9 protein-coding genes are annotated in these 12,094 nt (G+C 71.5%); 5 read left to right on the top strand and 4 right to left on the bottom strand.

Going from position 1 to position 12,094, the window contains the following annotated elements:
- Window positions 1-4: 4 nt before the first annotated feature.
- The 4 genes from B1759_RS07850 (at window position 5) to B1759_RS07835 (ending at window position 5,240) form a co-directional block, all read left to right on the top strand.
- Window positions 5-1,003, top strand: a complete 999-nt coding sequence (locus tag B1759_RS07850; protein ID WP_095514461.1) for a DUF4249 family protein — start codon at window positions 5-7, stop codon at window positions 1,001-1,003.
- A gap of 179 nt (window positions 1,004-1,182) precedes the next feature.
- On the top strand, window positions 1,183-3,630 hold the full coding sequence (locus tag B1759_RS07845) for a TonB-dependent receptor (RefSeq protein ID WP_158225170.1): 2,448 nt from the start codon (window positions 1,183-1,185) through the stop codon (window positions 3,628-3,630).
- A 2-nt stretch (window positions 3,631-3,632) separates the two neighbouring features.
- The gene (locus B1759_RS07840) at window positions 3,633-4,622 is read left to right on the top strand and encodes a DUF4249 domain-containing protein (protein ID WP_095514459.1); all 990 of its coding nucleotides are present in this window, start codon (window positions 3,633-3,635) and stop codon (window positions 4,620-4,622) included.
- A gap of 102 nt (window positions 4,623-4,724) precedes the next feature.
- Window positions 4,725-5,240 (top strand): hypothetical protein, encoded by a 516-nt coding sequence (locus B1759_RS07835; RefSeq protein ID WP_095514458.1) that lies wholly within the window; start codon window positions 4,725-4,727, stop codon window positions 5,238-5,240.
- Window positions 5,241-5,255: 15 nt separating this feature from the next.
- On the opposite strand, the gene B1759_RS07830 is transcribed toward B1759_RS07835, so the two are convergent.
- The 3 genes from B1759_RS07830 to B1759_RS07820 form a co-directional block, all read right to left on the bottom strand.
- The gene (locus B1759_RS07830) at window positions 5,256-7,733 is read right to left on the bottom strand and encodes a TonB-dependent receptor domain-containing protein (protein ID WP_095514457.1); all 2,478 of its coding nucleotides are present in this window, start codon (window positions 7,731-7,733) and stop codon (window positions 5,256-5,258) included.
- Window positions 7,734-7,932: 199 nt separating this feature from the next.
- Entirely contained in the window at window positions 7,933-8,781 is an 849-nt protein-coding gene (locus tag B1759_RS07825) for a ChaN family lipoprotein (protein WP_095514456.1), read from the bottom strand.
- 107 nt (window positions 8,782-8,888) lie between these two features.
- Complete coding sequence (locus B1759_RS07820; RefSeq protein WP_095514455.1) at window positions 8,889-10,631, bottom strand: DEAD/DEAH box helicase; 1,743 nt, start codon at window positions 10,629-10,631, stop codon at window positions 8,889-8,891.
- Between the two features lie 264 nt (window positions 10,632-10,895).
- Between B1759_RS07820 and B1759_RS07815 the strand changes: the two genes are divergently transcribed.
- Complete coding sequence (locus B1759_RS07815) at window positions 10,896-11,495, top strand: ECF-type sigma factor (protein ID WP_095514454.1); 600 nt, start codon at window positions 10,896-10,898, stop codon at window positions 11,493-11,495.
- A gap of 57 nt (window positions 11,496-11,552) precedes the next feature.
- On the opposite strand, the gene B1759_RS07810 is transcribed toward B1759_RS07815, so the two are convergent.
- On the bottom strand, window positions 11,553-12,086 hold the full coding sequence (locus tag B1759_RS07810) for a hypothetical protein (protein WP_095514453.1): 534 nt from the start codon (window positions 12,084-12,086) through the stop codon (window positions 11,553-11,555).
- Window positions 12,087-12,094 lie beyond the last annotated feature (8 nt).

Below are 12,094 nucleotides of genomic sequence, written 5' to 3'. Positions count from 1 at the left end.
CCCCATGCGATTCGCAGCCTTCCTTCTCCTGATCTCGCTCGCAGGTTGCGACCTCTCGACGACGCTCGACATCGAGACGCCGCCGTATGAGGCGGGGGCCGTGATCCGGTCGGTGCTGATGGCCGACGGCGTGGCGACGGTCCGGCTGAGCGTGAGCCGCGATCCGTACGTCGTCGACCCGGCGGGCGAGGGGCTCGTGGCGCGACCCTCCCGCACCGACGGCCGGGTGACGCTGCTCCGCGACGGCGTCGAGGTGGAGACGCTCACCGGCTCGGAGCAGACGTGCTACCAGTCGTCGAGGTCGTCGTGCAACGTGGAGACGGGCCAGGTGGAGACGACCACCGAGGGGCCGTTCGCGTGCGGGAGCTACCGCGGTGGCGTCCGGCTGGAGGCGGGTGCGACGTACACCGTCCGGGCCGAGCTGCCTGGCCTTCCCTCGGCCGAGGCCGCGGTCTCCATTCCGGAGGCGCCCGAGGTGTCGGTCGAGGCGCTGCCCGAGGCGGGCGGCCTGCGCCGGTTCCGCGTCCGCCTGGCGGACCCGCCCGGCCTCGGCCACCGCTACGGGCTGACCATCCTCCGGGAACTGGACCAGATCACCGTGTCGCAGTGCCGCGTCGGCGGTGCCGTCGACACGCTCGTCGTGCTGGACCGGGCGCGCGTTTACCGGAGCGACTTCTCGTCCACCGACCCGGTGATCGTGTCGGGCTCGCGCGAGGCGGGCAGCTCCATCCACTTCGTCACGTTCCCCGACGACGCCTTCGACGGGCGGACGCGCGACTTCGTCATCGAGGCGACGCCGCGGGGCACGCACCCGGGCGACACCGGCGCCATCCGCGTGCAGGTGACGGCCATGACGGCGGAGCTGTACGACGCCTACCAGATCACCAACTTCGAGGTGGACGAGAACCCGTTCGCCGAGCCCGCCGACCTTCCCGTCAACGTGCTCGGCGGCTACGGGCGCGTCGGTGCGGTGGCGGTCACCGAGGTGCGGTTCGAGGAGTGAGGGTCGCGGCGCTCCCACGCGCCGACGCGCGCGTCGCCGGCTGTCCGCCTCGGTGAACGACAGGGGGCGACGGCAGGGAGCATCGGGGCACACGAAGTGCATACGTCTGATCCAGTGACCGGACTAGCTTCCTGTGCGGCTCGAGATGGGCCTCGATGTCATCAGCCCGATCGTCGCGCATGTCGTTCCGTTTGTTGCCCGTTCTGTGGATGCTCCTGGCCGCCTCGGCCGCGAGCGCGGGGCCGTCGCCGGGGCGCGGCGTCGTCAGCGGCGTGGTGACCGATGCCGAGACCGGCGAGGTCCTGATCGGGGCCACCGTCTTCGCGCCCGACCTCGGCCGCGGCGCCGCGACGAACGCGTACGGCTTCTTCAGCCTGCCCGCCCCCTCCGACTCGGTCCGCCTCCGGGTCTCGTACGTCGGCTACCAGACGGCCGATCTTGCGGTGGACGCTCGCGCAGACGTGCGTGTGGACGTGGCGCTCCAGGCCGAGTCCGCGCTGGGTGAGGTCGTCGTCGAGGCGGCCGACGTGGGCGAGCGGCCCGAGGCGACCGCCCAGATGGGCGAGGTCGCGCTGACGGGCCGCGACGTGCAGGGGCTGCCCGCGCTGCTGGGCGAGGCCGACGTGCTGAAGGCCATCCAGCTCTTGCCGGGCGTCCGCGGCGGCGCCGAGGGGACGGCGGGCATCTACGTTCGCGGCGGCTCGCCGGACCAGACGCTCATCCTGCTAGACGGCGTCCCCGTCTACAACTCGTCGCACCTGTTCGGCTTCTTGTCCACGTTCAACGGCGACGCCGTGAGCCGCGTCGAACTGACGAAGGGGGCCTACCCGGCGCGGTTCGGTGGGCGGCTGGGGAGCGTGCTCGACGTGCGCCTGCGCGACGGCAACATGGAGGAGATCGGCGGTCAGGGGCAGGTAGGGCTGCTGTCGTCGCGGCTGCTGTTCGAGGGGCCGCTCGTGCCCGGCAAGGCGTCGTTCCTGATCTCGGGGCGGCGGACGTACATCGACCTGGTCGCCCGGCCGTTCATCGACGCGGCCAACCGTGAGGCCGAGGCGAACGGGCGCGAGACCGTCGACCCGAGCGCCTACTTCTACGACCTCAACGCCAAGGTCAACTGGCGGCCGAGCGACCGGGACCGCGTCTACCTCAGCCTCTACGGCGGCGCCGACGTGTTCGGGTTCGAGTCCGTCGACCCGTACCGGCAGTGCAACCAGGCAGGCTGCACGCCCACCGAGGTGGAGGACGTCACCGGCGGCGGGCTCGACTGGGGCAACCTGACCGGCGCCTTCCGCTGGACGCGGACGGTCTCGCCGCGCACCTTCGCCGCGCTGACGGTGACGGCCAGCGACTACCGCTTCGACGTGGGCGCCGACATCGAGGAGGGGCGGGGCGGGCCGGACCCGGCGTCCGCGCGCGTCCGCTACACGTCGGGCATCTTGGACCTGGGCGCCCGGCTCGACCTCGACATCGCGGCGGGCGCGGGCCACAACGTCCGCGTCGGCGGCGGGGCGACGCTGCACCGCTTCACGCCGGGCGCGCTCTCCCTAACCGGCGAGATCGCGCGCGAGGGGGTCGCCATCGACACCCTCCTGGGCGCGTCTCGGACGCTGGGCGCCGACCTCGTGGCGTACGCGGAGGACGAATGGCGCGTCAGCGACCGCCTCCAACTCGGGCTCGGGCTCCATGGCGCCGTCTACACGACGGGCGACTACGTCTATCCGTCCCTGGAGCCCCGGTTTTCGGCCGCGTTCCAGCTCCGCGACCGGCTGGCGCTCAAGGCGAGCGCGGCCATCACCCAGCAGCCGATCCATCTGCTGACGACCGGCGCGGGCATCGGCCTGCCCGCCGACCTGTGGGTCCCGGCCGACTCGATCGGCCCGCAGCGGGGCACCCAGGTGGCCGCCGGGCTGGCGGGGTCGTCGCGGAGCGGGCGGACGACGTGGACCCTGGAGGGCTACTGGCGCGATATGCGGGGGCTCGTGGCCTACCGCGAGGGCGCCGCCTTCACGACGCCCTTCGACGACTGGCAGGAGTTGGTCGTCACCGGCGACGGGACGAGCCGTGGGCTGGAGCTGTTCGTCCAGCACCGGACCGACCGGCTGACGACGTGGCTGGGCTACACCCTCGCCAAGACCGACCGCCAGTTCGACGCCCTCAACGACGGCGAGCGCTTCCCCTTCCGCTACGACCGCCGCCACGACGTCTCGGCCGTCGCGCTCTACCAGATCTCGCGGCCGTTCGACGTGTCGGCTGCGTTCGTGTACGGCACCGGTGACGCGGTCACGCTGCCCGTTGCAGCCTACGAGGGGACGACGTTCGCGGGCGGGAGCGTCGACGGGTGGATCAAGGGCGACAACACCGACGAGCGGACGGTCTACGGAGCGCGCAACGGGTTCCGGCTGCCGGCCTACGTCCGCCTCGACCTGGGCGCGACGTGGTACTTCCGGCGCGGCCCGCGCCCCCATGCGCTCGCGCTCAACGTATACAACGCGACCAATCAGAAGAACCCGTTCCTCACCACGACCGACACCGAGACGGACCCGCAGTCGGGCTCCCAGCGGCAGAAGCTCGTCGGCGTGGCGCTGTTCCCGGTCCTCCCGACGCTCTCGTACCAGTTCTCGTTTTGACCATGCCTGCCTCCCGTCTCCGCTCGCTCGGCGCGGCGCTCCTGCTGGCGGCCGTCGGCGGGTGCGACTTCACGCCGGCCCTCGACATCGACACGCCGGCGTACGAGCCGGGGCTCGTGCTCCGCGCCGTCCTCGCCGCCGACTCGACGGTGAGCCTCCGCGTGACCGAAAGCCGGGACCCGTACGGTGGGCGGTCGTACCTCGGCCCCACCGCGCCCAGCGCCGACGCCACCGTCACGCTTCTGCGCGACGGCCAGCCCGTCGAGACGCTCGTGCTCTGCCCCGACGTGTGTGACGACTACAGCCGCCCCCCCGGTCCGGACGGCTTCCCGCCGACGTTCCCGTGCGGGCCCTACCAGGGCACGACGCGCATGGAGCCCGGAGCCACCTACACGTTTCGGGTCGACGCGGCGGGCTACCCGACGGCGACGGCCACGGTGACCATCCCGCGCCGCCCCACGTTGACGGCCACCCAGGAGGGCGACGGGGCGGACCGCCGGTTCCGTGTTCGACTGACCGATCCGGCCGGCCTCGGAGACCTCTACGGGTTGTCGCTCCTGCGGGACTACACCTACACGTCCACGGTCACCTGCGACCCCAACACCGGCGAGTGCACCGAGACGACGGAGACCACTCGGCTGCTCAACAGCTTCACCACCAGCGACCCCGTCTTGCTCTCGGCCTCGGTCGAGATCGACGGCAACATCACGTTCGTCGTCTTCCAGGATCAAACGTTCGACGGCCAGGAGAAGACGTTCACGATGGCCCGCGACGATCGCTACGGCCCGGGCGATGCCTACGGCGCGGAGACGGTCCAGGTCGCCGCGCTCTCGGGCGATGTCTACGACGCGTACCGGATCGAGTACTTCTCTGGCGGAGACGAGAACCCGTTCGCCGAACCGATCAACCTGCCCTCGAACGTCGTGGGCGGATACGGGCTGGTCGGGGCGGTGACGCTGGCCGAGGTTACGTTCGAGGCTGAGGCGCCGTAGCCGAGGGCTGCACGCAGGGGCGGATCCACACAAAGGCCCCGGCCAGGGCACGAAACCGAGGCGAGATTCGTAAACCCGCCTCTCTTTCCCCCCGGATCTCCCATGCCGACTTGCCCCCGCTGCGCGCTCGTCGCGATCGTTCTCGCCGTCGCCGCCTTCACGGGTTGTGATTCGTCGAACCCCGGCCGCGACCTGAACATCGTCGATGGCAGCTATGCCGTCACGTCGATCACGTTCGACCCGGACGGGACCGCCATTGACCCTGTGGACGTGGCGGCGGGCCTGAACCTCCAGGTGACCCGCCTCGACGTGTTCGGGGGCGACGCCAACGCGATCCTCGTCACGCGGTTTGCGAACGAGAACCTGTCCTACCGGACCGACCTCGCGGTCGAGGCCTCGAACGGCCGGGCGACGTTCCGGGGCCTCACCGACGATGACACGGCCGAACTGGCGCGGATCCTCCTCCCGAACCAGTTCTCTCTGAACTACACCGAGACGGGGAGCCGCCTCACGGGCACCTACGCTCGGACGGTCAACCTCCAGGCGTTCGACCCGGTCGCCTACAGCGGGGCGACCGCGATTCCGGGCACCCTCTCGGTCACGCTGACGAAGCTCTAGGCTACGGCAGGTGGCCTAGAAGTCGACCCGGAAGCGGACGTTGAGGGTGCGCGGCGTCAGGCGCGTCGGGACCGCGGTGTAGATGCGGCGGTCGCCCGAGAACTGCTCGACCCACGAGTAGGCGACGGCGTTGGTCTGGTCGAACAAGTTGAGCACCTCCACGGTCGCGAGCAGCTCCAGCGGGTCGCCGGTGGCGAGATCGGCGAGGCGGAGCACCTTCGTGGCGCCGAGGTCGAACCGGAAGTAGCTCGGCAGGCGGATGGCGTTGCGCTGCCCCTCGTCGAAGACCGTGATGGACGTGTTGGAGCGCTCCACGTCGCGTGCGGGCGGCGTCGTCGGGATGCCGGAGCCGTAGAGCGTGCGGATATGGAGGGTCCAGGTGTCGTCGCCGGGGACGTAGTCCTGGATGAAGATGGACAGGTTGTGGCGGCGGTCGGTGGGGCGGGCGATCCAGTCGCCGCCGCCCTGCGCGGCGAAGCGCGCGAGCGTCTGCTCGTCGGTGGCCTCGGGCGTGTAGAAGCGCTCCTGGGTGAAGAGGAAGCCGTAGTTGATCCAGCTCTCGCGGCCCGGCACGAGCTCGCCGCGGAGCTGGAGGTCGGCGCCGGCGGCGTAGCCCTCGGAGTCGTTCTCGGCGGAGTACACCACGCGGACGTTCTCGACATCGTACGAGATCAGGTCGGTGTATTGCTTGACGTAAGCCTCGGCGCGGAGGGCGACGCGGCGGGACGTAAAGAAGTGATCCAGCCCGACCACCGCCTGGAGCGCGCGCGGGCTCCGGATGTCGCCGTCGAGCGTGCGGAACGCCGAGACGCCGGGGACGGGGTCGCCACGGAGCTCGCGGTAGGTCGGCGCCTGGTGGTAGAGGCCGGTCGCGCCCGAGAACGAGGTCTGCGGCGAGAGGCGGTACCGCGCCGTCAGCCGCGGCGAGAGCGTCAGCTCGTCGTTGTAGGCGAAGTAGTCGGCGCGGAGGCCAGGCGTGACCGTGAGGCGGCCGAGCGGGATGGCGTCCTCGGCCCAGACCGAGCCCTGCCAGGACGCGAACGTGGTGTCGGCCACGAGCACGCGGGCCGGGAGGGTGACCGGCTCGCCGTCGTCGCCCTGGCCGGAGAAGGTGGTCTGCTCGTCGATCTGGTCGTCGAAGCGCAGCGTACGCGCCTGCCAGCCCGCCTCGACGGTGTGCTCGCCGAGGCGGGCGAGGTAGCGGCCCTGGGCGGTCAGGATGAGCTGCTGGATGTCGTTGGCCGCCACGTCGCGCTGGAGCGTCTGGCCTTCGAGGAGGCGGTCGAGGTCGGCCTGCGAGCCCTCGGGCCGCTGCTGGCGGCGGTAGAGCGAGGTGCGCGAGGTCACGTCGTAGGTCTCGAACTCGTCCAGGGTGAACACCGAGAGACGGTGCTCGGCGGTGGCGTTCTGGCCAAGCTGGCTCGTGAGGAGCAGCCCGCCGAAGGCGATGTCGTAGCCGTCCTCCTCGATGCCCTCAAAGTCGCGGGCGACCGTCTGGACGAGGTTCGGGTAGATGCCGAACGTGGTCTCCTGCTGGCGCGGCGCGAGGCGGAAGCGGTGGCGCGCGTAGAGGCCGAGCGTGCGGAGCGTGTGCGCGGGCGCGAGTTGCACGTCCACGACGCCCTGGATGTCGCGGAAGTCGGGGTCGTAGGCACCGTCGAGCTCTTGCCCGGCGAAGAAGCGCTGGGGCCGCGCCGAGCGCGCGGCGACGGCCAGCCCGACGCGCTCCGACAGGCGGCCGCCGACCTGCGCGCCTGCGTCCAGCGTCGAGGCGTACGCCGTGCCGCTCGGGACGCCCTCCGGGGTGGTGTAGGTGGCGTCCAAGACCGAGGCCAGCTTGCCGCCGTAGCGCACCGGGAAGCCGCCTGCGAAGAGCGTCATCCGGGAGGTCAGGTCGCCGTTGATGAGGCCGAGGCCCTCCTGCTCGCCCTGGCTGATGCGCAGCGGCCGGTAGATCTCGAAGCCGTCGATGAAGAACTGGTTCTCGTCGTAGCTGCCGCCGCGCACCGAGAAGGAGTTGGACAGCTCATTCGACGAGGACACACCCAGCTCTGTCTTGACGCCGCGGATGGCGTCGGTCACCGGGAGCGGCATGTCGCGGACCGTCCGCGGGTCGATGCGGCTGACGCCTACGTCCTGGGGGACCGCCTGGCCCTCGACCGCCACGTCGCCCAGGTCGCCGACGGCGGAGGTCAGCCGGGCGTCGAACGTGGTCGTGGCGCCGCGCCGAACCACGAGCGTGTCGCGCACGGTCGTGTATCCGACGAACGAGACGCGGACCGGGTACGTCCCCTCGGGGATGCGGAAGCCGTAGCGGCCGTCAGCCCCCGTGTTAGTGCCGAACGAGGTCCCTTCGACGAGGACCGAGGCGCCTGCGACCGCCCCGCCGTCGGCCTCGGTGATGCGGCCGGAGATCTCGCCCCAGACCTGCGCCGAGGCGGGGGTGACCAGAAGTAGGAGGAGCCCCGCGAGGGGAAGCAGGCGTGCGCGCATGGTGCCGTCGGGACGAGCCGAGCGAGGGTCAGACAGGGCGTTCCGAAGGCGAATAGGCGCGGCCGCGAAGAGGAGAGGCGAAGATACCGTCTTCGGGCGCCACGTCCGGGGAGGAGGACGTGCCCTGCGAGGACGGGCGACCGGAGACGGAGGACGGGTCCTCGCTCTCCCCCCGGCGAGAGCGGATCGCGATCCGTCCCTACGGGGCGGTACGGATCACGAAGTCGTCGCCGAGGGAGCCGGGCTTGGCGTCGGGCGCCATCGTGACGACGAGGACTCGCGCCTCGGGCGCGAGGCGGGCGAGGTGCTCGGGAATGCCGAGCCCGCCCTCGCTGTGGAAGCTCCCGTTGACGTGGATCACCAAGGCGCCGGGATGGTCGGCCAGCGACTGGGCGATCTGCCACGCCATCGTGGCGTCGCGCAGGTTCTGCCCGGCCAGCATGCCCTCCACGGTCGGGCCCGCGCCGTGCGGCATCCCGCCCATCAGGTCCATAAACTTGGCCGCTAGCGGGTCGGACGGGGGAGCCGAGGACGGAGGCAGCCATGCGCGGGCGGACGCGCTCAGGCTGTCGAGCACGGCCACGCCGCCGCGCCGCGAGACCAGGCTCACGTAGCGCCCCGGCGCGTTCGTGCCGACGACCGCGGCGCCGTGCTCGCGGGCGAACTCGACCAGGGGGCGGTAGTCGGTCTCGTAGTTGGTCCACGGGCGGCTCGCGGCCAGCCAGTCGCGCTCCCGGACGAGCCCGGCGAGGTATTCGTCCAGCACCGTCTGTGCGTCGGTCTCGACCATCTCCAGGCCAAGCACCAGTGGCCGGTCGGTGCTCCGGGTGGCCGCGTCTGCCCACGCGAGCAGTTCGAGCTGGATGGCGTGCGCCGTCGAGTCGTTGTGCAGTTCACCCAGGAAGACGACGTCGGCGTCGTCCATGGCGTTGCAGAGGGTCGCCAGCTCCACCTGCGCGCCCTGCGCGTCGAAGACGGTGAACGGGGCGGCGCCCGGCGCTCCGGCAGAGGCGGCGTAGAGCAGCGCGGCGGTGCAGAGTTCGATCATAGGAGGGGAGAGTCAGGTCACACCGGAGCGAGGCCGTCGGGCACGGTGCGTAGGACGCCCCCAGAGGCACAGCGGCCCGCGGTCCACGCCCTCCACACCTCGCAGGCCTAGGCCTCCGACCCGCCGTCGCCGCTCGACTTGCGCTTGGAGCGACGGCGCTTGCGCTTCGGCTTCACGTCCGCCTCGGGCTGATCGTCGGCACGGGGCGTCTCGGAGGCGGTGTCGGTGGACACGTCGTCGCGGGCGTCGGCGTGTGCTTCGTCCGGGCGGTCGTCGGCCGCGTCGTCGTCGCGGCGGCGGGAGCGGCCCCGGCCTCCGCGGTCGTCGTCGTCGCGGCGGGAGCGGCGCTCGCCGCGGCCCTCGCGCTCCTCACGGGCCTCCCGCTGGCGGATGTCGTACTCGGACTCCGAGCGGTCCATCGCCGGGCCGACGGGCGCGCCGTGGAGGCTGGACTGGTAGGCCTCGTCCAGAAGCATGGCCAGCACTTCGGGCTCGCCCTCCTCGACCAGCGCCTTGGCGACGGCGACGAAGCGGCTCTGGCGCTCGCGCTCCAGGTTCGAGCGGGAGCGCATCCGGTCCTCCAAGAGGTTCGTCAGCCGCTGGCCGACGCGGGACGCGAGTTCCTCCTCGGTCGGCATGTCGCGCTCCTCGAGCGGGATGTCGTACTTGCGCGCGATCTGGCGCAGCGTCGGCATGTCGGTCGCCGTCGTGATGGCGATCGAGACGCCCGCCTTGCCCGCACGCGCCGTCCGGCCTGAGCGGTGGACGTAGTACTCGCGGTCCTGCGGGATGTCGTACTGAAAGACGTGGCTCAGGTCCTCCACGTCGATGCCGCGCGCGGCGACGTCGGTGGCCACCAGGAAGCGCAGCTCGCCGTCGCGCATCCGCTTCATCGTCTTCTCCCGCGCCTTCTGGGTCAGGTCGGACGAGATGCCGGCGGCGTCGTAGCCGTAGTTGTTGAGGAACGTGGCGAGGTACTCGACCTCGCGGCGCGTGTTGGCGAAGATGATGGCCGCGGTCGGGTTCTCCCACTCGATGAGCGTCGCCAGCGAGCGGTCCTTCTGCATCGGGTGGACCTGGTACGCGCGGTGCGTCATCAGCTCGACGTGGATCTGGCCGCCCGCCGTGGCCAGGAACACCGGGTCGGTCAGGAACTCCTTGCCGATGCGCTGCACCTGGAAGGGCATCGTGGCCGAGAACATGTACGAGTCGCGCTGCTTGGGCAGGTAGCGGCGGACCTTGATCATGTCGGGGAAGAAGCCCATCGAGAGCATCTCGTCGGCCTCGTCCAGGATGATCGTGCGCAGCTTGTCCAGCTTGAGCGTCCCGCGCGAGAGGTGGTCCAGCACGCGCCCCGGCGTGCCGACGACCAGCTGGGCGCCCTTTTCGAAGGCCTCCACCTGGGGGCCGTAGCCGACGCCGCCGTAGACCGGGATCGCGTTGAGCCGCTCCTCCGGGGCGAGCCCGGCGTTCATGCGCTCGAACTCGGCGTGGATCTGGCTCGCCAACTCACGGGTCGGACAGAGGACCAGCGCCTGCGTCGTCTTCTCGCGGACGTCGAGCTTCTCGAGCAGCGGCAGCAGGAACGCGCCCGTCTTGCCCGAGCCGGTCCGCGACTGCACGATCAGGTCGCGGTTGTCGAGGATGTAGGGGATCGCCTCGGCCTGGACGGGCATCAGCGCGGGCCAGCCGAGGGCCTCGACGCCCGCCTGGAGGCGCTCGGGCAGGTCGGCGATGGCCGCCGCGTCGACGTTCTCGTCGGGGGCGTCGAAGGGGGTGTCGAGCTGACGCTCGGCCTTGGCCTCGTTCTGGGCCTTCTGGGTGAGATCGAAAACGGCTTTGAACGCCATGTCGGTCGGGGGGAGTGGAGGGGGCCGCCCGGGTCTCGTCGTCTCCTCCCGACCGGCGTCGCAGGCGCGGGCTCTCGCCACGCGCGGATACGGAACGTCCGCACCTGCCTCACATTACGCATCTCGTCCGCCCTCGGTATGGCGCGCGGACGACTTCGGGCGGAGTTCTCTCCACGGTTCGTTGTCATCCCGGGGCTTCACACGCGGCCGTGACGCGAAAGGGCAGGCCTGACCGTAGGTTCCGGCATCCCACCACGACACGGTATGGATGCTCCAACCCTGGCCGAGGAGACCACCGCGCTCCTCGACGCGATCGGTCGCGGCGAGCCGCCCTCGGGCGCGCTCTTCGAGCGGATCTACGGCGACCTTCGGCAGATCGCGCAGCGTCACCGCTCGCGCTGGATCGGCAACGACACCCTCAACACGACCGCGCTCGTGCACGAGGCGTACATCAAGCTGGAGAACGCCTCGGTCGAGAACCGGGCGCACCTGCTGGCGGTCGCCTCGCGCGCGATGCGGCAGGTCCTCGTCAGCTATGGCGAGGCGCGCAAGGCGCAGAAGCGCGGCGGCGGCGCCGCCCACACGTCGCTGAACGAAGAGGTGATGGGCCTGCCCTTCACCGAGGCCCAGGCCGACCGTGCGGCGATGGTCGAGGAGGCGCTCCAGCGGCTTGAGGCCGCCGACCCGCGCGCGGCGCGCGTGGTCGAGTGCCGCTTCTTCGGTGGCCTCTCGGTGGTCGAGACGGCCGAGGCGCTCGGCGTGTCCGAGGCGACCGTCGCGCGCTCCTGGCGAGCCGCCCGGGCATGGCTCTACGGCGAGCTCCAGGGCGACATCACGGGCGCCCACGACCCGGACGCCGGGTAGCACCCCACCTCGTGGCCCTCTTCGACCCGCTTCGCCTCGTGACCGAGGCGGGCGGGGTCAGAGCGCGATGCGGAGCGACAGCCCGGCGCCGGACTCGCCCATCGGCGCCCGCAGGGGCACCGGGGACGCCTCTACGCGCCGGGAGGCGACCACCGAAGACACGCCGACGGCGGTCAGAATCCCCACGCCGCCGCCGATGAGCGCGGGCAGGAGGTTGTACTCCACCTCGGCCGTCGGGAGGTAGATCAGCCCCGCGACGAGGCCGCCGGTCACCAGCCCCGCCAGCGCGCCAGCCGGTAGGCCCAGCGCCGCATCCGTCAGCACCCGGCCCGGCGGCGCGTCCAGGCCGAGGGCCTCAGAGGCGAGCATCGTTCCGAGTGCGACTCCCGCTGGGTACGAAAGCACCAGAAGCGCCGCCCCGGGGGGCGTGTCGTACCACGAGGGGATCAGGTAGTAGGCCCCCACCACCGCGCCGACGCCGCCCGCCACGCCCACCGTGACGACGGCGGCCCGAGGAAGGAAGGCGGGCTCCCGGTCCTGGGCCTGAGCGGCGACGGTGAGGAAAAGCGAGAGCAGGACGACAGGACGCACGACGACTG

The organism is Rubrivirga sp. SAORIC476 (genome assembly GCF_002283555.1).
In the GTDB taxonomy this organism is placed as follows: Bacteria; Bacteroidota; Rhodothermia; order Rhodothermales; family Rubricoccaceae; genus Rubrivirga.
This window is presented reverse-complemented; position numbering and strand designations above follow the sequence as displayed.

Coding starts and splice junctions, on each gene's coding strand:
- B1759_RS07835 (WP_095514458.1), top strand. CDS start 4,725: ATGCCGACTTGCCCCCGCTGCGCGCTCGTCGCGATCGTTCTCGCCGTC.
- B1759_RS07825 (WP_095514456.1), bottom strand. CDS start 8,781: ATGATCGAACTCTGCACCGCCGCGCTGCTCTACGCCGCCTCTGCCGGA.
- B1759_RS07830 (WP_095514457.1), bottom strand. CDS start 7,733: ATGCGCGCACGCCTGCTTCCCCTCGCGGGGCTCCTCCTACTTCTGGTC.
- B1759_RS07840 (WP_095514459.1), top strand. CDS start 3,633: ATGCCTGCCTCCCGTCTCCGCTCGCTCGGCGCGGCGCTCCTGCTGGCG.
- B1759_RS07850 (WP_095514461.1), top strand. CDS start 5: ATGCGATTCGCAGCCTTCCTTCTCCTGATCTCGCTCGCAGGTTGCGAC.
- B1759_RS07815 (WP_095514454.1), top strand. CDS start 10,896: ATGGATGCTCCAACCCTGGCCGAGGAGACCACCGCGCTCCTCGACGCG.
- B1759_RS07845 (WP_158225170.1), top strand. CDS start 1,183: ATGTCGTTCCGTTTGTTGCCCGTTCTGTGGATGCTCCTGGCCGCCTCG.
- B1759_RS07820 (WP_095514455.1), bottom strand. CDS start 10,631: ATGGCGTTCAAAGCCGTTTTCGATCTCACCCAGAAGGCCCAGAACGAG.